General features: G+C 65.3%; 19 protein-coding genes and 2 tRNA genes. 13 read left to right on the top strand and 8 right to left on the bottom strand.

The annotated features are described in order from the left end of the window. Positions 1–217 precede the first annotated feature (217 nt). The gene (locus tag FFS68_RS16585) at positions 218–907 is read left to right on the top strand and encodes an OmpA family protein (protein ID WP_137754303.1); all 690 of its coding nucleotides are present in this window, start codon (positions 218–220) and stop codon (positions 905–907) included. Between the two features lie 309 nt (positions 908–1,216). On the opposite strand, the gene FFS68_RS16580 is transcribed toward FFS68_RS16585, so the two are convergent. The 4 genes from FFS68_RS16580 to FFS68_RS16565 all read right to left on the bottom strand — a co-directional run bounded on the left by FFS68_RS16580 (position 1,217) and on the right by FFS68_RS16565 (position 3,848). Then, complete coding sequence (locus FFS68_RS16580) at positions 1,217–1,642, bottom strand: biopolymer transporter ExbD (protein ID WP_137754302.1); 426 nt, start codon at positions 1,640–1,642, stop codon at positions 1,217–1,219. A gap of 35 nt (positions 1,643–1,677) precedes the next feature. Continuing rightward, positions 1,678–2,199 (bottom strand): biopolymer transporter ExbD, encoded by a 522-nt coding sequence (locus tag FFS68_RS16575; protein ID WP_137754301.1) that lies wholly within the window; start codon positions 2,197–2,199, stop codon positions 1,678–1,680. Positions 2,200–2,324: 125 nt separating this feature from the next. Beyond that, a complete protein-coding gene (locus FFS68_RS16570) occupies positions 2,325–3,131 on the bottom strand; it encodes a MotA/TolQ/ExbB proton channel family protein (RefSeq protein ID WP_171003931.1) in 807 nt (268 codons plus the stop codon). A gap of 60 nt (positions 3,132–3,191) precedes the next feature. After that, positions 3,192–3,848 carry an energy transducer TonB gene (locus FFS68_RS16565; RefSeq protein WP_137754300.1) on the bottom strand — a complete coding sequence of 219 codons (657 nt, stop codon included), beginning with the start codon at positions 3,846–3,848 and terminating at the stop codon, positions 3,192–3,194. Positions 3,849–4,189: 341 nt separating this feature from the next. Between FFS68_RS16565 and FFS68_RS16560 the strand changes: the two genes are divergently transcribed. From FFS68_RS16560 to FFS68_RS16550, 3 genes are all read left to right on the top strand, one after another. Beyond that, entirely contained in the window at positions 4,190–4,999 is an 810-nt protein-coding gene (locus FFS68_RS16560) for a hypothetical protein (protein WP_249340209.1), read from the top strand. Between the two features lie 111 nt (positions 5,000–5,110). Then, entirely contained in the window at positions 5,111–6,430 is a 1,320-nt protein-coding gene (locus FFS68_RS16555; protein ID WP_137754299.1) for a homoserine dehydrogenase, read from the top strand. 58 nt (positions 6,431–6,488) lie between these two features. Beyond that, a complete protein-coding gene (locus tag FFS68_RS16550) occupies positions 6,489–7,322 on the top strand; it encodes a hypothetical protein (RefSeq protein WP_137754298.1) in 834 nt (277 codons plus the stop codon). Here the strand turns inward: FFS68_RS16550 and FFS68_RS16545 are convergent. Next, positions 7,319–7,711, bottom strand: coding sequence for a hypothetical protein (locus tag FFS68_RS16545; RefSeq protein ID WP_249340208.1), 393 nt, complete (start codon positions 7,709–7,711; stop codon positions 7,319–7,321). The two genes, FFS68_RS16550 and FFS68_RS16545, sit on opposite strands and share 4 nt — an antisense overlap. 136 nt (positions 7,712–7,847) lie before the next feature. On the opposite strand from FFS68_RS16545, the gene glpX reads away from it, so the two are divergent. Beyond that, positions 7,848–8,819: a class II fructose-bisphosphatase gene (glpX, locus tag FFS68_RS16540; protein WP_137754296.1), complete on the top strand. Its 972-nt coding sequence runs from the start codon at positions 7,848–7,850 to the stop codon at positions 8,817–8,819. A 25-nt stretch (positions 8,820–8,844) separates the two neighbouring features. On the opposite strand, the gene FFS68_RS16535 is transcribed toward glpX, so the two are convergent. The 3 genes from FFS68_RS16535 to FFS68_RS16525 form a co-directional block, all read right to left on the bottom strand. Further along, complete coding sequence (locus tag FFS68_RS16535; RefSeq protein ID WP_137754295.1) at positions 8,845–9,192, bottom strand: putative quinol monooxygenase; 348 nt, start codon at positions 9,190–9,192, stop codon at positions 8,845–8,847. Then, a complete protein-coding gene (locus tag FFS68_RS16530) occupies positions 9,189–9,602 on the bottom strand; it encodes a nuclear transport factor 2 family protein (RefSeq protein WP_137754294.1) in 414 nt (137 codons plus the stop codon). The genes FFS68_RS16535 and FFS68_RS16530 overlap by 4 nt, the downstream gene beginning before the upstream one ends. A 109-nt stretch (positions 9,603–9,711) precedes the next feature. Beyond that, the gene (locus tag FFS68_RS16525; RefSeq protein ID WP_137754293.1) at positions 9,712–10,197 is read right to left on the bottom strand and encodes an NAD(P)H-dependent oxidoreductase; all 486 of its coding nucleotides are present in this window, start codon (positions 10,195–10,197) and stop codon (positions 9,712–9,714) included. A 64-nt stretch (positions 10,198–10,261) separates the two neighbouring features. Between FFS68_RS16525 and FFS68_RS16520 the strand changes: the two genes are divergently transcribed. From FFS68_RS16520 to FFS68_RS16490, 8 genes are all read left to right on the top strand, one after another. Beyond that, positions 10,262–12,223: an alkyl sulfatase dimerization domain-containing protein gene (locus FFS68_RS16520; RefSeq protein ID WP_137754292.1), complete on the top strand. Its 1,962-nt coding sequence runs from the start codon at positions 10,262–10,264 to the stop codon at positions 12,221–12,223. A 25-nt stretch (positions 12,224–12,248) separates the two neighbouring features. Then, positions 12,249–12,779 carry a PH domain-containing protein gene (locus FFS68_RS18145; RefSeq protein ID WP_249340207.1) on the top strand — a complete coding sequence of 177 codons (531 nt, stop codon included), beginning with the start codon at positions 12,249–12,251 and terminating at the stop codon, positions 12,777–12,779. Then, positions 12,776–14,305 (top strand): PH domain-containing protein, encoded by a 1,530-nt coding sequence (locus FFS68_RS16515; RefSeq protein ID WP_249340206.1) that lies wholly within the window; start codon positions 12,776–12,778, stop codon positions 14,303–14,305. The genes FFS68_RS18145 and FFS68_RS16515 overlap by 4 nt, the downstream gene beginning before the upstream one ends. Then, a complete protein-coding gene (gene recJ / locus FFS68_RS16510; RefSeq protein WP_137754291.1) occupies positions 14,302–16,071 on the top strand; it encodes a single-stranded-DNA-specific exonuclease RecJ in 1,770 nt (589 codons plus the stop codon). The genes FFS68_RS16515 and recJ overlap by 4 nt, the downstream gene beginning before the upstream one ends. A 102-nt stretch (positions 16,072–16,173) precedes the next feature. Beyond that, a tRNA-Glu gene (locus FFS68_RS16505) sits at positions 16,174–16,249 on the top strand. Between the two features lie 51 nt (positions 16,250–16,300). Next, positions 16,301–16,375, top strand: a tRNA-Glu gene (locus FFS68_RS16500). Between the two features lie 88 nt (positions 16,376–16,463). Then, positions 16,464–18,362 carry a site-specific integrase gene (locus FFS68_RS16495; RefSeq protein ID WP_249340205.1) on the top strand — a complete coding sequence of 633 codons (1,899 nt, stop codon included), beginning with the start codon at positions 16,464–16,466 and terminating at the stop codon, positions 18,360–18,362. 677 nt (positions 18,363–19,039) lie between these two features. After that, positions 19,040–19,690 (top strand): hypothetical protein, encoded by a 651-nt coding sequence (locus tag FFS68_RS16490; protein ID WP_137754290.1) that lies wholly within the window; start codon positions 19,040–19,042, stop codon positions 19,688–19,690. The last annotated feature ends 62 nt before the right edge of the window (positions 19,691–19,752 follow it).

Here is a 19,752-nt window from a genome sequence, read left to right as displayed (position 1 = left end):
GTCGCTGAGGCGGGCGGGGCATCGGCGCCCGGCCCCTGTCAGCGTCGGTCATCGCGCACCTATAGGGCAAAGCCGCCGCATTGCACAATGGCGGCTGAACGCCCGCCTCAGCGACCGTTCAGCCGGATTCGGGAACTAGATCGTCGGCCAAATGTTATCGGCATGAACGGCGGGACGCACAGGACCAGATGCGGCCGCCAAATAGAGGGAGCGACCAATGAATATCAAGACGATCAAACTCGCGGCACTGGCCACCATCAGCGCGGTGGCGCTGGCTGGCTGTGTGACGGACCCCGAAACCGGACAGAAGCGCATTTCGAACGCCGCGATCGGCGGCCTTGGCGGCGCGCTCGGCGGTTATCTGCTTGGCGACCTGATCGGCGGCAAGAACAGCCGGACCGAGGAAATCGTCGGCGCGGGCATCGGCGCCGTCGCCGGCGCGGGCGTCGGCTATTATATGGACGAACAGGAAAAGAAGCTGCGCCAGCGCACTGCGGGCACCGGCATCGACGTCGAACGCCAGGGCGACCAGCTGGTGCTCAACATGCCCGGCGACGTCACCTTCGACTACAACAGCGCACTGGTGAAATCGCAGTTCCGCAGCGCGCTCGACAACGTCGCCTCTACGCTGGCCGAATATCCCAGCACCTATATCGACGTCTATGGCCACACCGATTCGACCGGCAGCGACAGCTATAATCAGGGTCTGTCCGAACGCCGCGCCTCGTCGGTCGCCGACTATCTGGGCGGCCGCGGCATCCAGCGCGCGCGCATGGCGACGATGGGTTATGGCGAATCGCAGCTGAAATGCTCGCCCGAGCGCGGCGAGGCCGATTATCAGTGCAACCGCCGCGTCGAAATCCGCATCGCGCCGGTTACCCAGGCCGACGTCAACGCCGCGCGCTGAATTTCCTTCCCGTGGAACGAGACGGGTGGAACGAGACGGGGCGTCGCCGGCAGGCGGCGCCCTTTTTCGTCGTCCACGCGCGCCACCGTCACACTGGCCGCGAGCCAAGGCTCGGCCGATCCGCGGCACATGCCGCCGCGTTGACCTGACGTCGAACGAGACCCGCAATATCACAACCTGGGGTTCTGCCCGGGGCGACGGGGTCGCGGCAGGTGCGAGGCCGATCCGGCGCGTCAGGCCGCCGCGCGCCATAGAAAAGGGCCGCGAATTGCTTCGCGGCCCCATCCTTACCGTGACTTCGATCAGCGATCAGAAGACGCGGGCATATTGTTCGTTGCCGACGAAACCCAGCTTGCCGACGCCGCTGCGCTTGATCACCGCCATCACATTGTCGACGACGATATAGCGCGAATAGGGGTCGGGCTGAACCTGCAGCTCGGGTTCGACCGGCAGCGCCTTGGTCTGTTCCAGATACTGCGCCAGCTGCGCCAGATCGACCGGCGTCCCGTTCCAGGTGATCGTTCCGGCGGGATCGATCATCACCTTGTTCTTTTCGGGGTCGACATTGCTCTGGCTGTCGGTCGGCACCGGCAGATCGATCTTCACCGCGTGGGTCTGGACCGGGATGGTGATGATGAACATGATGAGGAGCACGAGCATGACGTCGATGAGCGGCGTCGTGTTCATGTCCATCATCGGTTCGTTTTCGTCCCGATCTCCAACTGCCATGGACATGCGATTATTCCTTCATTCCTAAACGTCGGGCGCCCTTACAGGCGGCCAACCGTGCCCGAGCCAGGAGCCGGTTCCGAAATGAACCCGATCTTCTGGAAGCCGGCATATTGCATCGTATAGATCACCCCACCGATGCACTGGTACGGCGTGTTGACGTCGCCGCGGATATGCACTTCGGGGAAATTTTCCTCGGTGATGTTCTGCGGACCGCCGATATCTTCGAGCAGCTGCTCGAGTTTCGCCTGGCCGCGTTCCAGCAATTGCTTGGAATCGACCGGCGTCTGGCCCCAATAAACCTCGCAAGCGGTGCTTTCGGGATTGGGTTCGCCATCGCCATCGGTGTCCGCGGAGCGAATCGACAGCAGCACATTTTCAGGCTTGGTCGTCGTCACCTCGAACGCCACGCTCGGCAGCTTGAGGTTCACCGTCTCCAGCACCACGGGAACCGTGATGAGGAAGATGATGAGCAACACAAGCATGATATCCACGAGCGGAGTCGTGTTGATCTCGGACATCGGGGCCTCTTCGCCCCCCTTGTCGCCTACACTCATCGACATAGGATCTTATCCTGTCACAAAATTTCTGTCACGGACATCGGGTCGGCGCACCACCGGCGTATCGCCCTGTCCAGCGGACCCCGCCTGCCGCCACCGGGCGACAGGCAGGGATCCATTCAGGCCAATCAGGCCTTCTTCGGGGCCGCGGCCGGGGCAGCAGCCTTGGGGGCCTGCGTCGCCGGCTTCACCTGACCGTTCGACATGATCGAGCCGAGCACGTCGTTCGAGAAGGTCGACAGACGGCGGGCGATCGCCTTGTTGCGGCTCTGCAGCCAGTTAAAGGCGAGCACCGCGGGAACCGCCACGATCAGACCGATGGCGGTCATGATCAGCGCTTCGCCGACCGGACCGGCGACGGTGTCGATCGAGGCCTGACCCGATGCACCGATCTTCACGAGGGCGCGCAGAATACCGATAACGGTACCGAACAGGCCGACGAACGGTGCGGTCGAACCGACGGTCGCGAGGAACGCGAGGCCGCCGTTGAGCTTCGAGTTGATGTGGTTCTGCGAACGCTCGAGCGTGCCGTGCATCCAGTCATGCGCTTCGACGGGATCGGTCAGCTTGTTATGCTCTTCGTTGGCGCGCAGACCGTCTTCGACGACCTGGCGATAGGCGCTGTTCTTTTCCAGCTTGGCCGCACCGTCGGCGAGCGTCGGGGCGCGCCAGAAATTGGCGTCGACCGCCTTGCCCTGGCTCATCACCTTGTTCTGCTCGAACAGCTTGGTGAACAGGATGTAGAGCGTGCCGATGAACATGATCAGCAGCACCAGGAAGGTGACCTGCGACACGATACCGCCCTCGCACAGCGCGGGGATCATACCATAGGGGCTCGCGCCTTCTTCTTTGACGCACATTGCTGCGGGCATGAGGCTCAGCCCCGCTTCATGTGCCGGTGCCGCAGCAGCGGCATTTGCGATCAGATTAAACATGCTGGATATTCCCTCTCAAGAAATTCGATAAAATTCGAAAACAGTCAGCCGCGCGCCGGATCAGCGCGGGATCTGCCAACGGATACGATTGCTGTAGCTGCCACCCTGCGGGTTGCCCGCCCGGTCCTTGCCCGGATTGAACCGGCCACGGCGCTGGATGAGCTTGCAGGTTTCGGCATCAAGGTCGGCGTGACCGCTCGATGACGTGACATCGCACGACGTAATGCGGCCATCGACCCCATAGGTGACGCGGAATCCGGTGGTGCCTTCACGCTCTTCGCGCATGGCCCGCGCCGGATAGTCGTCGTTCGTCGCCCAGCGGCCCGGGTTGCCACGCGGTGTACCCGCGGCGCTCAAGTCCGGCGTTGGCGGCGGCGCCGGCGGCGCCGGCGGCGTGTATACCGGCGGCGGCGGTGTGCGCGGCGGCGTCGGCACCGACTGGATCGTGTTCGTCGTCACCGGCGGCGGAATCGGCGACGGCGGCGTCACCACCGGCGGCGGCGGCGGCAGGACATTGTCCGGCGGCGGCGGCGGCGGCGGTTCTTCCGGCGGCGGCGGCTCTTCGATGTCCACCACATCCAATTTTTCGGCGAGTTTCTTGACGATGCTGATATTCAGGCCGTTAACCAGGCCATAGCCCAGAACCGCCGTAAGCAAACCAACCAAGACAATCGCCACTACCCTATTTTTAGGGTCGACATTATCACCATAAGCCATTCAGGGACGACGCTCCTTGCTAGATCATCCTGACACCAATTCCCTGCCGACGGGTTCGGTCGTCAAAAGCCCGGATGATTTCCGATGCGTTCCACAGACCCGGCGGCGCTACGTTCGGCTTATTATGTTCTTGCCGGACGCTTCGACGCCCGTCCTATCGCGGTGGCGGCAAGTTCGCAAACCCTTTATCAGGGGTTAATGTGGCTTGTCCCATGATGGGGACTGAGCCACCGCTACCGGTGTCAATGAAGATGGAAAGTCAATCGACCATGCGCGTGTACCTGTCGGCAGCAATCGCCGGAATTTTGGCCCTGAGCCCCGGATTCTCGGGTGTTTCCGCGATGCAGACGGCGACCACCGCAACGGCGCCGAGCCCGTATAGCTATGCCGACATTGCCGATCTGGCGACCGCCGCGCCGATGGCGCTCCACGCCCGCATCCACAGCAGCGTGGCGCTCAAACCCGCGCAGTCGCCCGGCGTCGCCGCGGGTCAAAGCCGATTCTATGTCGAAGCCGATGTGGTCAGCCTGATTCGCGGGTCGGGTCCGCTGGCATCGCGCATTTCCTATCTCGTCGACCTGCCGACGGACGCAAAGGGCAAGCCGCAGAAGCTGAAAAAGAAACAGGCGGTCCTGCTCTTTGCCCGTCCCGTCGCGGGCGCCGCCGCCGGGAGCACCAGCACCGGCAGCGTCCGGCTGATCGCTCCCGACGCCCAGCTATCGTGGGATGCGGCGACCGAGGCGCAATTGCGCGCGGTGCTGACCGAATTGGTCAAGCCCGGAGCGCCGTCGGCGATCACCGGCATTGCTAACGGCTTCCACGTGCCCGGGACGCTCCCGGGCGAAGGCGAGACGCAGTTGTTCCTCAACACCCGCACCGGCGAGCCAGTGTCGCTGACCATCCTGACCGCGGCCGACGGGTCGCGGCGCTGGGCCGCCGCGTTTGGCGAAATCGTCGACGGATCGGCGGCGGTTCCGGCGCGCAACACCCTTGCGTGGTACCGACTCGCCTGCGGCCTGCCGCGTCAGCTGCCGCTGACCAAGCTGGCCGGGACCGCGCCCGAGGATCGCCGCAAGGCGGCGTCAGACTATGGCGTGGTGCTGGGCGCGCTCGGCGAATGTACCCGCACCCGCAAGCCGCCGGTGGGTTGATAAAGATTTGCTTCAACGCGCCCTAGGCGCGCCGGGGTTGTTTCCATGGCAAAAGCCGATAGGGCGCTCGCTATGGCGGGGCGTGGCTCCGTGCCTTACCGGAGCTCTCCTATGTCGCCTCATGCCGCCCCGACCGCACCCCGGCCGCCGCTTCGCGTCGCGCTCGCAGGAATCGGCGTTGTCGGCGGCGGCGTCGTGCGGCTGCTCGAGACGAACCGCGACCTGATCGCCCGCCGCGCCGGGCGCGCGATCGAGATCGTCGCGGTGTCGGCGCGCGACCGGCACAAGGACCGCGGTGTCGACCTGTCGCGCTATCGCTGGGAAGACGATATGGACGCGCTGGTCGCGGCCGACGATGTCGATGTCGTCGTCGAAATGATCGGCGGCGCCGACGGATCGGCCCTCACCCTCGCCCGCCACACGCTCGGCGCAGGCAAGGCGCTGGTCACCGCGAACAAGGCGATGATCGCGCATCACGGGCTGGATCTCGCGCGACTCGCCGAGGAGCGCGACACCCCGCTGAAATATGAAGCCGCGGTCGCGGGCGGCATCCCGGTGATCAAAGCGATCCGCGAGGGTGCGTCGGCGAACGAGATCGCGCGCGTCTATGGCATTCTCAACGGCACCTGCAATTATATCCTGACCCAGATGGAGCGGAACGGCGCCAGCTTTACCGACGCGCTTGCCGCGGCGCAGGCCGAAGGTTACGCCGAGGCCGACCCCACCTTTGACGTCGACGGCATCGACGCCGCGCACAAGCTGTCGATTCTTGCCGCGCTGTGTTTCGGCACCCGGCTCGACATCGCGGCGGTCGCCGCCGACGGCATCCGCGGGCTGATCGCCGCCGACATCCGCGAGGCCGAAGCGCTCGGCCACCGCGTCCGCCTGATCGGCATGGCCGAACGCAACGACGCCGGGCTGTACCAGCATGTCCAGCCGTGCCTGGTTCCCGCCGACCACCCGCTCGCTTATGTCCCCGGCGCGCTCAACGCCGTGGTCGCAGAAGGCAATTTCGTCGGGCGGCTGTTTTTCGAGGGCGCGGGCGCGGGCGCAGGACCGACGGCGTCGGCGATCGTCGCCGACATTATCGACATCGCGCGCGACGAATATGGCCCCGCCTTTGCGATGCCGGTCGATTCGCTCGACGCCGCGCCGGTCGCCGACGCCGGCGCGCGGATCGGCAAACATTATGTCCGCCTGATCGTCGAGGACCGCATCGGGGTGCTTGCCGAAATCGCGGCGGCGATGCGCGACGCCGGGGTGTCGATCGAAAGTTTCATTCAACGCGGCACCGATGAAGCGGATGGCGTCGTCATCGTCCTGGTCACCCACGCAGGTCCGGCGCGCGCGATCCACGCGGCGCTGGCGATCCTCGCCGGGTCGGACCATGTCGTCGGCGCGCCGATGCTGATGCCGATCCTGGCGCTTTAACCCCGCTTGAAATTGCCGCGCGCTTTGTTACCCCGGTGACGGGGAGCAGGGGGCAGATATGGACATCGAAATCCGGCGCGGGCTGGCCGAAGCGCGGGCACTGGCGGGCGAACATCGCAACGTGCTGGCGGCCTATGTCGCTTTGGGCGTGATTGTCCCCTTCCTGCTGTTGTCGAGCGAGCCGATCTTCAGCCTGCGGACGGTGATGGCGATCCTGTCGGATCCCTGGACCTACCGCGTCGGCGGATCGATCACCGGCCCGCTCTACCTGCTCGGCATCGTCGGGGTCATCGTCGCCGGCGCGATGCTGGCGGCGTGGAACGGCATCCTCGCCGACCTGCGCGAAGGTTTGCTGTCCGAGATCATGTACGGAATGGTCGCCGGGGTCGCCTATCTGCTCGTCAATCTGGTGCTGGGAATCGGGTTCGGGCTGATCGCGGCGCTGCCGCTGTTCGCCCTCGGCCCCGACGTACTGCTGGGGCGCAGCGGCGCCCTCAGCATCGGGATCGACATCTATCGCCTGCTTTTCTCGCTCGTCGGCAGCTGGATCGCGGCGCGTTTCTGTCTTGCCGGCGCGATCATGGGCGGACGCGGGAAACTGGAGCCGGTGGCCGCCTTTATCGAATCCTGGCAGCGCACCCGGACCGCGCACTGGCGGCTGTTCGGCTTTTACCTGCTGTACGGCCTGCCGTTCGGAATCGCCGCGGGGGCGCTGGTCGTTGTCCACGGCATGGTCATCCTGAACAACGCGCCGGGCGGCCTGATCGAAACGCTGATGAGCTTTGGCTGGGTGCTGCTATTCGCGCTTTATTTCCTCGGACAGATCCTGATCCCGGCGGGGCTCTACCGCGCCAGCGAACCCGCGGCGACGGCGAGCGAGGTCTTCGCCTAAGGTTCGGGTTCCGGCTCGGGCGGCGGCTTGCCCGTTTCGGGGTCGGTCGCACGCTTCGCCATTTCATAGAGCGCATTATATTCGGGGCCGGGCGCATATCGGCCGCCGATCGACACCCAATTATACGGCAGCCGGTCGAGGCTCATCGCCTTGGCCTCGGCGCGGGGCAGCTTCGGCGGGGCGTCGCGGCCGACGCCCGCGATCGCGCGCAATTCGGGGGTCAGCCGGTGCAGCTCGGTGTCGGTACCGCACACATCGATCGACCCGTCGTCGGCGGGTTTGCAGCGGCGGATCGGATCGACCAGCGCCTTGGCGTTGGCGGCCGCGGTGGCGGCATCGCGCGGCGGCGGCGGCCCCGGCGGTCCCTGCGTCTGCGCCTGCCCCGTCACGGTGATGACGCACGATAGCGTGAAAGCGGCTCCGAATCGGGCGAAGCATCCTCGACAAGCAGTGCGACCGGCCATATGGCGCGCACCATGCCCGACCGGGGCGGCAAGGCAAGACCAAAGACGGAGAGCATCGAACATGACGAATAGCGGCAGCAACCTCGACCGGGTGCTCGTGCTCGAAATGGTGCGCGTCACCGAAGCGGCAGCGATCGCAGCCGCCAAGCTGATCGGTCGCGGCGATGAAAAGGCCGCCGATGCTGCCGCGGTCGAAGCGATGCGCACCGCCTTCAACACCCTCTATATGGACGGCACCATCGTCATCGGCGAAGGCGAACGCGACGAGGCGCCGATGCTCTATATCGGTGAAAAGGTCGGCAGCGCGCCGGGCAAAGGCCCGAAGATCGACATTGCGGTCGATCCGCTCGAAGGCACGACGATCACCGCCAAGGCCGGCCCCAACGCCCTCGCGGTGCTGGCGATCGCCGAGGAAGGCTGCCTGCTCAACGCCCCCGACGTCTATATGGACAAGCTCGCGGTCGGCCCCGGCTATTCGCCGAACATCGTCAATTTCGACAACAGCATCCGCCAGAATGTCGAAGCCGTCGCCCGCGAAAAAGGCTGTAGCGCCGCCGACGTCATGGTGTGCGTGCTCGACCGCCCGCGCCACGAAGCGATGATCGCCGAGCTGCGCGGCCTGGGCTGCGGCGTCGCGCTGATCCCCGACGGCGACGTGGCAGGGGTGATCGCGACGACCAACCCCGACACCAATATCGACATCTATATGGGTAGCGGCGGCGCGCCCGAGGGCGTGCTGGCGGCAGCGGCGCTGCGCTGCGTCGGCGGCCAGTTCAAGGGCCGGTTGCTGTTCCGCAACGACGACGAGCGCAAGCGCGCGGCGAAATGGGGAGTCGAGGATCTCGACCGCGTCTATGATCTGGAAGATCTGGCCAAGGGCGACGTTATCTTTGCCGCGACCGGGGTCACCGACGGGTCGCTGTTGCGCGGCGTCAAGCACCGCCGTGACGGCGTGATGACCACCGAGACGGTGGTGATGCGTGCATCGTCCGGGACGGTGCGCTGGGTGCGCGGCGAACATCGCGCCGGGTGACCCGGCTTATCGCTCCCTGCGCCGGCTAATCCGCCGCCGGGAATTGGGCGGTCGCGACGCCCGCAGCGTCATAGACCGCCGCCTCCTGTGCGACCGCGAACTTGCGGCTGGCCGCCTGCGTCAGGCCGAAGCCGGAGATATGCGCCAGCATGCCGCGATATTGCGGACCGGCAAGGTGGCTGGCCAGGGCTTCGGCGCTGGCCCATTCTTCAAAGACATGCACCCGCGCCGGGTCATGCGGATCGGCGGTCCAGAAATAGCCAAGGCAGCCGGGCTGCGCCTGCGCGCCTGCGATCCATCCGCGCGCGCCCTCCAGCGCCTCGGCGCGGCGGGCCGGATCCAGATCGACCTTGGCTTCGACGATGATTTTCATGCCCCGTCCTCCTGACGATGCAGCGCGCGGAAGCGGCGACTGACGAAACACCAACGCCCGTCGATCTTCGCGCACTGATCGCTATATTCGCCCAGATCGCGATGGATCAGCTCGTCACGCCGATAGGTTTCGGCGGTGTAGGACCGCATCGTCGCGCGGTCGCCGTCGATGGTCATGGCGCCGGGCCACGCCTGAAAAACCAGCCCGGGAAAGCCCTGCATCGCCGCTGTCCAGGTGTCGACCACCGCCACCTTGCCCGAAAACGTGCCGAAACCGGGGAGCTCCCATTGGCAGTCATCGGCCCATGTCGCGGCCCAGGCGGCGGCGTCATGGCGGCATACTGCGTCGGCATAGCTGTCGAGCAGGTCGCGCAACGCCATGCGATCCTCCAGCGGTCCCGAAAAGACCATCCGCCCCTCCATTCTCCGATCGGTTGGCAAAGCCGACGCTTCATGCCCGGCGGACTATGCCGCGCGCCGCGGCGCAAAGGGACTAGTCATTGCGCTAAGCGTGCGCGGATCAAAAGATTCCGGCCGCCAGCCCCTCGGCGAGCGCGGCGCCGAGCGCGCGGGCTTCGACCAAGCGGTCGTCGGCGATCGTCTTGGGCGCGAGGATCGCTTCCGGCGTCTGCGCGGCGGTGTTGACGATCACCGGGTCGGCGACGCGCCGCAGCCGCCACCCCGTCGCGATGCGGTCGAGTTGGCGTTGAGCGCCTTCGCCGTCGGACCCGGCGCAGATGATCGTCGCATAGGGGCGACCCTCGAGTTTGCCGAGGCACGGATAATAGCAGCGGTCGAACATCTCCTTCATCGCGCCCGACAGCGCGGCGAGATTTTCCGGGCCGACGAAGAGATAGCCGCCCGCGTCTTGCAGCGTCTCTGGCGTAACGTCGGGCGCGGCGACAAGCCTTGCTCTCCCCCCCGCGCCCGCGGCGGCGCGCGCCAGCGCCTCGCTGCCGCCGGTGCGGCTGTGCCAGGCGATCAGCAGGGTGGGCGCGTCGGTCATCCACCGATGCTTGCCAAGCACCGGGTCGCGGCGCAAGCTGCCGACAAAATATGGGGAGAGAGATATGCGCCGATTGACCGCCCTGCTGCTCGCCAGCACCTTACCCTTCGCCGCCGCCGCGCAGGACGCCGCGAGCGAGGCGACACGCACCGCGCAGGCCGAAATCGCCGCGCGCCTGCCGCTCGCCGACCCGCGCGACGAGGCCAATGTGCTGCGCGGCAAGCTCGCCGAAATTCCGGGCGGGGTGATCCTGGACAAGGCCGGCAACACGGTGTGGGACCGACGGCCTTATGCCTTCCTCGATGCCAAGGACGCGCCCGACACGGTCAACCCGTCGCTGTGGCGGCAGGCGCGGCTGAACGCGGTGCACGGGTTGTTCGAGGTGGTGCCGGGCAAAATCTGGCAGCTGCGCGGCTACGATATTTCAGTGATGACGATCATCCGCGGCAAAACGGGCTGGATCGTCGTCGATCCGCTATTGTCCGAGGAAGCCGCGGCGGCGGGGTGGAAGCTGTTTGCCGATACCGTCGAAGCCAAATCGGGTAAGCGACCGATCAAGGCGGTGATCTTTTCGCACAGCCATAGCGACCATTTTGGCGGTGTCGGCGGCATTATTACCGCCGAAGAGGTCAAGAAGGGCAAGATCCGCATCATCGCGCCGCACGGCTTTTCGGAAGAAGCGACCGCCGAAAACGTCCTCGCCGGCACCGCGATGGGACGGCGCGCGCTGTACATGTTCGGGTCGATCCTGCCGCCCGGACCCGCGGGCCAGGTCGATACCGGGCTGGGGCCGAAGCTGTCGTCGGGGACGATCGGCTATATGGAGCCGACCGAGACGGTGAGCGAGACGGGCGGCACGCTGACCATCGACGGGCTGGCGTTCGACTTCCTCGACGCGGGCGGGACCGAGGCGCCATCGGAATTCGTCTTCTACATCCCCGCGTACAAGGCGCTGCACACGACCGAGGTCGTCACCCACACGCTGCACAATGTGCTGACCCTGCGCGGGGCGCAGGTGCGCGATGCGCTGCACTGGTCCAAGGTCATCGACGCGACCTTGCTGAAATGGGGCGGCAAGGCCGAGGTCGCGCTGGCGTCGCACCATTGGCCGACATGGGGCGCGGGCGAGGTATCGGCGCTGCTGACCAGCCAGCGCGACATCTATCGCTATGTCCACGACCGCACCCTGTTTCTGGCCAACCGCGGCGCGACGCTGCACGAACTCGCCGACGCGACCCCCGAAGCGCCGGGGCAGGCGGCCGACTTCAGCGCGCGCGGCTATTATGGCACGGTCAATCACGACATGAAGGCGGTGTATCAGCGCTATTTCGGCTGGTGGGACGGCAATCCCGCCAATTTCAATCCGCTGGCCCCCGAAGCATCGGCGCCCAAATATGTCGCGCTGGCGGGTGGGGCCGACAAGCTGCTGGCGGTCGGCCAGGCGGCGGTCAAGGCGGGCGACTATCGCTGGGCGGCCGAGCTTTTGAACAAGCTGGTGTTCGCGCAGCCCGACAACAAGGCCGCCCGCACCGCACTCGCCTCGGCTTACGACCAGATGGGCTATCAGGCCGAATCAGGGGCCTGGCGGAATTATTATCTCGCCGCCGCGGCCACGCTGCGCGGCAATGCGGTGCAGAGCCTGTCGGGCAACGGTCAAAGCCGGTCGTTTGTCAGCGCCATCCCGACCGCGGTCTTTTTCGACGCGCTCGCGACGCGCTTTGATGCGGCCAAAGGTTCGGCGATCAAGGGGGTTTTCCAGTTCGTGCTGCCCGACAGCAAAGAGACAGTGGCGATCGTCGTCGACGGCGGGGTCGAGGTGCCGCGCTACGGCGTCACCGATGCGGCACCGACCGCAACGATCACCCTCCACCGCACGACGCTCGACGATGTGATGCTGGGGCAGGCGCAGTTTCCGGCCTTGATGCAATCGGGCGCGATCAGGATCGATGGCGACCGCATGGCGTTCCTCAGCTGGTTCGCGCTGCACCCGCCCGCCGATCCGCGGTTCAATGTGGTTGTGCCATAGGCCTCTAACACGGTAACGGTGTCGGATGACCGACACCCCCGCCGTCCACCCGACCGATCCGTTCGACCCCGAGGCGCTCAACGCCGCGGAAGGGCTCGATCCGGTCGATCCCGCTTATGCCCAGGTGCTGCGCGTCGCGACGGCGCTCAATCTGGTCCCGCTAGCGATCGGCGCGAGCGTGTTCGATTATCTGCTGATTCGCCATATCGAGGGGCCTTATGGGCTGATCACCGCGCTCGCCTGGCTGATCGCGATCATCGTCATCATCAGCTTTCCGTCGCGGCGGGTGTCGCGCTGGGGCTACAAAATCGGCGCGGGGCAACTGCGCGTTGCGCGCGGCTGGCTGTTCCGCACCGACACCATCGTGCCGTTCGTGCGCGTCCAGCATATCGACGTCGGACAGGGGCCGATCGAACGCTGGTTCGGCCTGTCCCACCTGATCGTCCACACCTCGGGCACCCACAACAGCACCGTCACGCTGCCCGGCTTGCCTGCCGACGTCGCCGCCGCAATGCGCGAGACGATCCGGCGGCATATCCAGACCGACTTCGCATGACCGACACGAGCATTGCGGCGCCGGCCGCACCGACCATCGACGACGACGCGGACTGGCAGCGGCTGCACCCGGCGACGCTGGCGCTGGCGATCGTCAAGCTCGGGCCGCGGTCGCTGCAATTCCTGCCCGCGGTCGCCGCGCTCGGGTTCACCGGCAACCGGGTCTATATCGTCCCTGCGATCCTCGCCTTCCTGCTGATCTCGTTGCTCGCCGCCTGGTTCCAGTGGCTGCGCTTCCGGTTCCGGGTCGGCGACGACGAAATCGTGATCGAAAGCGGGGTGCTGTCGCGCCAGCACCGCACCATCCCGTTCGACCGCATCCAGGACGTCGGCATCGAACAGGGGCTGGTGTCGCGCGCGCTGGGCATCGCCAAGGTCGGGTTTGAAACCGGCGCCGGCGGCAAGGAAAATGACGCCAGCCTCGACGCGATCGGCCTCGACGCCGCGCAGGCGCTGCGCACGACGATCCGCGCCCACCGCAGCGGCGAGGCGGCCACCGCCGTCCCGGCGGTCGATGCGCCCGACGCGCCACCCGCCGCCACCGACCGGCTGCTGTTTTCGATGACCCCGCGCCAGCTGCTGCTCGCCGGGCTGTTCAACTTCTCGCTCGCCGCGCTCGCCGTGGTCGGCGCCGCCATGCAGTTTTTCGACGGGCTGCTGCCGTTCGACTTCAACATCTTTAACCCGCGGGACTGGATCGACATCGCCGAGGATTATGGCCTCGATCAATGGCTGCTCGCGCATCGCTGGATCGCAGGGGTCGGCGCGGCCATTTCGCTCCTCTTCATCGGTTTTGCGAGCGGCATCGCGACGATGATGTTCGCCAACTGGAATTTCCGCCTGACCCGCGAGCCGCGTGCGCTGCGCCGGACGCGCGGGCTGACGACGCGCACCGACGTCGCGGTGGCGGTGGGGCGCGTGCAGGCGGCAATCCTCGTCACCGACTGGTTCCGCCAGCGCTTCGGCTGGCACGAATTGCGGCTGCAAAGTCTGGCGAGCGACGGCGAGAAGGAGCGCGACCATCAGATTGTCCCCTTTGCCCAGCTGGGCGCGATCGACCCGGTGCTGGCCGAAATCGCGATCGCGCGCCCCGATGCCGCGGCGCCGTGGCAGCAAAGCCACCGCATCATCGCGCTGGGCGGACTGGTCGGCGCGCTGGGTGCGACGACCGGCGGGCTGGTCGCGGTGTCGTTCGGGCAGGCGCTTGGCTGGTTCGGGGCGGTTCTCGGCGTGCTGATCGGTGCAGCGTCGCTGTTCGGCGCACGCTTTCACCGCTGGACCGACCTTGGCGAACAGGTTGCGATCCGCCGCGGTTTCTGGAAACCCAAGCTGACCCTGTTGCCGCACGCGTCGGTGCAGAGCGTCGACCTCAAGACCGACTTTATCCTGCGTCCGCTCGGCCTCGCGACCTTGGTGTTCGGCGTCCCTGGCGGCAGCTCGCTGGCGAGCCATGAGATCCCCGCCATCCCCGTGGCGACCGCGCAAGATTTGCGCGCCCGCATCCTCGCCGCACGAGCGCGGGCATGAGCGAGACGGCGCTGGGCATCACGCGGTCGATCCTGGGCCAGCCCTGGCATTGGCGGCGCGCCAGCGCCGACATGGCCGCCGAAAATCTCGCCCCCGACGATCTGGTCACCCAGCTACTGCTCGCGCGCGGGGTGACCCGCGACGATCTCGACCGCCAACGCACCCCGACCCTGCGCGGCTTCATGCCCGACCCGTCGCTGTTTCGCGACATGGACGCCGCCGCGGCGCGGCTCGCCGATGCGGTCGAAAAGGGCGAGGCGGTGACGATCTTTGGCGATTATGACGTCGACGGCGCGACCTCGGCGGCGCTGCTGGTGCGGCTGCTGCGCGGGCTTGGCCTGCCCGCAGGCGCCTATATCCCCGACCGCTTGATGGAGGGCTATGGCCCGTCGGGCGCCGCACTGGTCAAGATCGGCGAAGCGGGGTCGAAGCTGGTCGTCACGGTCGATTGCGGCGCGCAGGCGTTTGAAGCCATAGCAGAAGCCAATGCCGCGGGGGTCGAGGTGATCGTCGTCGATCATCACCAGTGCGCGACGATCCTGCCCGCGGCGCTGGCGCTGGTGAACCCCAACCGGCTCGACGAAGCGGCTGACGCGGCGATCCACGGCAATCTCGCCGCGGTCGGCGTCGCCTTTCTGCTCGGCGCCGCGCTACTCCGTACCCTTCGCGCGCGCGGCTTTTTTGCAACGCGCGACGAACCCGCGCTGATCGACCTGCTCGACCTTGTCGCGCTCGGCACCGTTGCCGACGTCGCACGGCTGACGGGGTTTAACCGCGCGCTGGTGACGCAGGGGCTGAAGGTGATGGCGCGGCGCGGAAACACCGGCATCGCGGCGCTGATGGACGCGGCGCGGCTGACCAAACCGCCGACCGCCAGCGACATGGGCTTTGCGCTCGGGCCGCGGATCAACGCCGGCGGGCGGGTCGGCAAGTCCGACCTCGGCGTGCGCTTGCTGACGACGTCGGACCCGCAGGAGGCCGCCGACATCGCGCAGGAACTCAACCGGCTGAACGAAGAACGCCGCGCGATCGAGGCGGGCGTGCTCGACGAAGCGATGACCGCGAGCACGGCATGCGGCAACGCCCCGGTCGCGATCGTCGCCGGACAGGGCTGGCACCCCGGGGTGATCGGCATCGTTGCCGGGCGGCTCAAGGAACGGCTGCACCGCCCCGCGATCGTCATCGCGGTGGGCGATGACGGTGTCGGCAAGGGATCGGGCCGGTCGATCAGCGGCGTCGATCTGGGCGCCGCGATCCTCGCCGCGAAGGAAAGCGGGCTGCTGGTCGCGGGCGGCGGCCATGCGATGGCAGCGGGGCTGACCGTCGCCGCCGACAAGGTCGATGCACTCGGCGCCTTCCTCAACGACCGCCTCGCCGCCGACGTCGAACGCGCCAGCGGCGACAAGGCGCTGCTGATCGACGCGGTGCTCGCGCCGCGGGGAATCAGTCCGCTCTGGTGCGACGCGATCGAAAGCGCCGGACCTTATGGCGCCGGCTGGCCCGCGCCGCGCGTCGCGACCGGGCCGGTGCGGATCATCGAATCGGGGATTGTCGGCACCGACCATGTCCGGCTGATCGTGTCGGGCGACGACGGCGCCCGGTTCAAGGCGGTCGCGTTCCGCAGCGCCGAGACCGAACTCGGCCAGACGCTGCTCCACGCCCGCGGCGGCCGCAAGCTGTGGCTGGCGGGCCGCGCCAAACGCGACGATTGGGGCAGTCGCCCGGCGGCCGAACTCCACCTCGAGGACGCCGCCTGGGCCGATTGATCGGGCGCCACGCCACATTTTACGCGCGATGCCATGCGAGCGTGTCGAAGGGCGCTTGACCGCATGAAGATGCCCGTCTAATGCGCCGCTTCACCGAATGACGGCCCCTTCGTCTAGCGGTCTAGGACGTCGCCCTTTCACGGCGAAAACACGGGTTCGAGTCCCGTAGGGGTCACCACGGTCAAGCGAGCGGTCGGGCTCGTTCTTTCGCGAAAAATTCCGACCCTGCGGCCCCTTCGTCTAGCGGTCAGGACGCGGCCCTCTCACGGCTGAAACACGGGTTCGATTCCCGTAGGGGTCACCAAATCGCCTATAAGGCGCAGAAGTCTCGGTTTTCTGTTCGTTAGTGACTCGGTGGGTACACCAAATGAGTACACAAAGGACGAACAATCATGAATCCGAAGGGACTCTGGCGCGATCCTCGCAGCGGCATCTTCTACCTCCGCCGCCGCATCCCGCTCCCGTTGCAAAGCGCCTTCGCTTGCGGCCAACTCTACAAGGTGAGCCTCGGCACCGCCGATCCACGTGATGCAGAACGCAAGCTGGCGATAGCCAATGGGGAATTTGAGCAGAAGTGCGAACAATTTCGCGACGCGCTCGCAAACGGTGTTCCAGGATCATTTACCTCCGATGAGGCACGCGTCCTGGTCGACCGCCTCCTCACCGCCCGGTCGGCTACCGGGTTTGCGAGCGGCGGTATGGATGTCGCCTTCTTGCTCAAGGAGCTCGACGACGCCGTCGCTGATCAATCGGGAGACCATCGGGCCACCGCACAAGACATGAGTTCCACCGAGTGGATCGCTTATCGCAAGAAGTTGGCGGGAAGCGATGCCGACGATGAGTTTTCTCCCGAAACACTCGCTCGGATCGAGGCTCACCATGCTTCGGTCCATCGAGACCCCGGCGATCTGTGGTTCAGTTTTCAGAAACGGGTACCGCATCGCCGTTGGCGTCCCCTGCTCAGCTTCGCCGTCGCGAAAATAAAGCGTGAACTAAAACTACCCGCGGAGACGAATCGCGGGATCGACGAACCGCTCGCCGATGCATTGGCTGATGCGCTGTGTTCGCCGCAAGTCCGCGAACAAATTCCCGTGCTCCCCTCGGCCCGGCGCCGCGCAAATTCGAGCCGCCTCCAGCCACACATGAGGCTCGACGCCCTCGAGGCGAAATGGATCGCGGCGCGTGAGCCGACGCCCAAGGCGCAGGCCGCGACGAAAACGGCCGTACGCTATTTCAAAAGCTATATCGGCGATGTCGGCATCGGCGAAATCACGCCCAACGATCTGTTCGAATATCGTGATGCCATAGCGGTGCTGCCGAAAAGCATGCCGCGAGTGCATCGCATGATGGAGTTTGTCGATATTCATGCACTCTATGCGGACAGATCGGGCGTAGACCGAATATCCCCTCAATCGATCAAAAAATATCTCGGTGCGGTCCAAGCTCTCCTCGGGTTCGCTTTCCAGGAGCGCTTCATCCCTGCAAACACCGGCGCCGGTATCAAAGTCGAGGGATACACAAAAAAGAGCACGCGGCGCCCATTTACCAAGGACGAACTTGCTCAGCTGTTTGCGGCCAAGCTGTTCACCGCGCCTTGGTCTCAACCTCTGAGCAAGTCAAAGGTCTCCGATTCGACGCTGCGCTGGTTGTTCCTGCTCGGGCTTTGCACGGGCGCTCGAATTGAGGAACTTGGTCAGATATTGCTCGCGGACATCAAGTCCGAGCAAGGGGTCCCTTATATCGACGTCACGGACTACGTCATGGACGAGATTGACGAGCGCAAACGGGTGAAGACCGACGGTTCTATTCGCGTGATACCGCTCCATCCCAAACTGATAGCGCTCGGATTTCTCGACTACGTCCAACGGATGCGGTCAAGCGGAGCAGTACGGCTTTTTCCTGACCTCGAGGCCGATTCACTGGGCGTAAAGACCAAGGAGGCGAGCCGCCGCGCCAACCGCCTGATCGACAATGCCGTCGGCGACGACCCCCGCCTCGTGTTTTATAGTTTCCGACACAGCTTCAAGGATCTCTGCCGCGACGCCAACATTCCCAAGGACGTGCACGACCAGATTATGGGGCATTCGCCCGCAGATGTTGGCGGAGGCTACGGTTTGGGACGGGCGATCGGCAATCTTGCAGCCCACTTAAAGCGGATTGGGTTCAGTTTCGTCGATTGGGATGCGATTAAAGTGGCTGCCGAACGCCCTGAAGCATTACCCGACGCCCACGCAGGCACTCGATCGTCGGGAAAAATGTCGGTCCGTCCCGGTCGGCGGGCTGTTCGATGACTGTCGCGGCAGATCGGCTGCTGGCGAGCAACCCATTGATATCGGCCCATGCGGTTAGATTTTTGAAGATGGCCGGTACCAGTAGATCCAATTTTCTCGCTGGCATTCGGTCGCGGCGAGACTCTGAGGTGCTGAGCTTGGGATACAGCTCGTCCCCCAAGCGTACGCTGGTAAGCCGACAATCCGAAATTCATCACGGGGTCGGCAGCTTTGACACTTACGGAGAGAACACGTTTTTCCTAGGTTATTTATCGCCAGGATACCATTATTCTGAAGTCTTAGAGCACTATCATAATCCCCAGAACGCTGTATCAAACAAACCTCTTGCACGTTTGTTTTTAAGCAATCACCAATTCCCAACAACCGTATTAACGGCGCTACGCGGTCGAAGACTCGCGGAACTCATAGATTTCACCGAGGACCGTATTTTTCTTGGTTCCAAGCACACCACCATTGTGTCCGCAGAAATGCACCCTGACGACGACGAGACCCTGGAATTGGAGCTTGCGGTGGCATGGTATCCTCTGTCGCGAGCGCTGTCGCACCTATAGAGAACGGAGATCGCGCTTTCCGTCGAGTCGCATCCTTCATCCGCGCAACTTTCGGTGCTGGCTCTACCTTCGATGGATAGCCCACGTGCGCGCTCAGACTTCATCGTCTATGCAGCCGTTGCCTCAATGGGAATTTTCTCCTGGCTCCCGATCAACTGGCATCTGGCGGGTCCGGTCGGCCTCTTCGAATCGGTGATGGTCACGCTCGCACTGGGGCTGCACCTCAAGAAAATACAGTCCGACAAGGTGGCTGCCGACGCCAATGTCGCCCGCTCGCTCGCCAACGAGCTTGCAACGAGCCAGCAAGCAAAGCGCCTCGCCGAAGACAAGGCGCTGGCCCTCGAGACGGTCCACAGCCAGAATGCGCTGCTCCATGCATCGGGCCATGACAGCCGCCAGGTTATTCTCGCGCTCAACAGCGCCGTTGCGGTGCTCAAGCGCACCGATCGATTGGAGGAAGCGGACAGCGAGCTGGTCGACATGCTGCAAAGCTCGGCCGATTATTTGAGCGAAATTGTTTCGACGACCATTTCGGGCGCCAATATCGCCGCGAGCAATTCCGATTTTGTCGCGCTGAGCAGCTTCCGCGCCCAAGCACTGGTCGAACCGCTTTCGATGATGTTCAAGACCCTGTTCGCGAACAAGAAGCTCACGCTCGATGTGGAGGTCGAGGGCGAGGTCGTGATCATTTCGGACAAGCCCCTTTTGATGCGCGCGCTCGCTAATCGTAACCGTGTCCTGAAGGCCACCTTGCGGGAAGCTGCTGCGGGGTGCTGATAGCCGCTCTTTGCGAGGAGCGGTGATGAGCGAGGATATCGGAGCGTCGGGAGCGAGTGTTC

This window comes from Sphingopyxis sp. L1A2A, from assembly GCF_005502465.1.
Taxonomy (GTDB): Bacteria; Pseudomonadota; Alphaproteobacteria; order Sphingomonadales; family Sphingomonadaceae; genus Sphingopyxis.
This window is presented reverse-complemented; position numbering and strand designations above follow the sequence as displayed.

What these genes read in the sequence shown, in the direction of transcription:
- FFS68_RS16580 (WP_137754302.1), bottom strand. Translation starts at nt 1,642, where the DNA reads ATGTCCATGGCAGTTGGAGATCGGGACGAAAACGAACCGATGATGGAC.
- FFS68_RS16550 (WP_137754298.1), top strand. Translation starts at nt 6,489, where the DNA reads ATGGACATCGAAATCCGGCGCGGGCTGGCCGAAGCGCGGGCACTGGCG.
- recJ (WP_137754291.1), top strand. Translation starts at nt 14,302, where the DNA reads ATGAGCGAGACGGCGCTGGGCATCACGCGGTCGATCCTGGGCCAGCCC.
- FFS68_RS16560 (WP_249340209.1), top strand. Translation starts at nt 4,190, where the DNA reads ATGCAGACGGCGACCACCGCAACGGCGCCGAGCCCGTATAGCTATGCC.
- FFS68_RS18145 (WP_249340207.1), top strand. Translation starts at nt 12,249, where the DNA reads ATGACCGACACCCCCGCCGTCCACCCGACCGATCCGTTCGACCCCGAG.
- FFS68_RS16575 (WP_137754301.1), bottom strand. Translation starts at nt 2,199, where the DNA reads ATGTCGATGAGTGTAGGCGACAAGGGGGGCGAAGAGGCCCCGATGTCC.
- FFS68_RS16525 (WP_137754293.1), bottom strand. Translation starts at nt 10,197, where the DNA reads ATGACCGACGCGCCCACCCTGCTGATCGCCTGGCACAGCCGCACCGGC.
- glpX (WP_137754296.1), top strand. Translation starts at nt 7,848, where the DNA reads ATGACGAATAGCGGCAGCAACCTCGACCGGGTGCTCGTGCTCGAAATG.
- FFS68_RS16530 (WP_137754294.1), bottom strand. Translation starts at nt 9,602, where the DNA reads ATGGTCTTTTCGGGACCGCTGGAGGATCGCATGGCGTTGCGCGACCTG.
- FFS68_RS16520 (WP_137754292.1), top strand. Translation starts at nt 10,262, where the DNA reads ATGCGCCGATTGACCGCCCTGCTGCTCGCCAGCACCTTACCCTTCGCC.
- FFS68_RS16535 (WP_137754295.1), bottom strand. Translation starts at nt 9,192, where the DNA reads ATGAAAATCATCGTCGAAGCCAAGGTCGATCTGGATCCGGCCCGCCGC.
- FFS68_RS16555 (WP_137754299.1), top strand. Translation starts at nt 5,111, where the DNA reads ATGTCGCCTCATGCCGCCCCGACCGCACCCCGGCCGCCGCTTCGCGTC.
- FFS68_RS16585 (WP_137754303.1), top strand. Translation starts at nt 218, where the DNA reads ATGAATATCAAGACGATCAAACTCGCGGCACTGGCCACCATCAGCGCG.
- FFS68_RS16570 (WP_171003931.1), bottom strand. Translation starts at nt 3,131, where the DNA reads ATGTTTAATCTGATCGCAAATGCCGCTGCTGCGGCACCGGCACATGAA.
- FFS68_RS16495 (WP_249340205.1), top strand. Translation starts at nt 16,464, where the DNA reads ATGAATCCGAAGGGACTCTGGCGCGATCCTCGCAGCGGCATCTTCTAC.
- FFS68_RS16565 (WP_137754300.1), bottom strand. Translation starts at nt 3,848, where the DNA reads ATGGCTTATGGTGATAATGTCGACCCTAAAAATAGGGTAGTGGCGATT.
- FFS68_RS16490 (WP_137754290.1), top strand. Translation starts at nt 19,040, where the DNA reads ATGGGAATTTTCTCCTGGCTCCCGATCAACTGGCATCTGGCGGGTCCG.
- FFS68_RS16515 (WP_249340206.1), top strand. Translation starts at nt 12,776, where the DNA reads ATGACCGACACGAGCATTGCGGCGCCGGCCGCACCGACCATCGACGAC.